The organism is Methylobacterium sp. AC690 (genome assembly GCF_979256535.1).
Genome location: NZ_CEEDOX010000143.1, coordinates 1 through 235, shown reverse-complemented (window position 1 = coordinate 235; position 235 = coordinate 1). Strand labels below are relative to the sequence as shown.

The following is a 235-nucleotide window of genomic DNA, read 5'->3' as shown; positions in this document are numbered from 1 at the left end:
CATCCTCGACATCAACCTGCGCGGCACCTTCGTCTGCATGAAGCACGAGAGCGCGCAGATGCTGCGCCAGGGCGGTGGCGTGAGCGTGAACACCGCGTCGGGTGCCGGCATCCGGGGCGTCGCGGGGGGCGCCAGCTACGCGGCCTCGAAGCACGCTGGCATCGGCCTCACCAAGTCGGCCGCCCTCGACTACGCCAGCGCCAACATCCGGGTGACCGCCGTCCTGCCGGGCAAC

At 71.1% G+C, this 235-nt stretch carries 1 protein-coding gene; it reads left to right on the top strand.

What is annotated here, in order from left to right:
• Positions 1-235: SDR family NAD(P)-dependent oxidoreductase (locus tag AC0IY1_RS25640; protein ID WP_471773386.1), on the top strand; the 235-nt coding region annotated here is incomplete at both ends.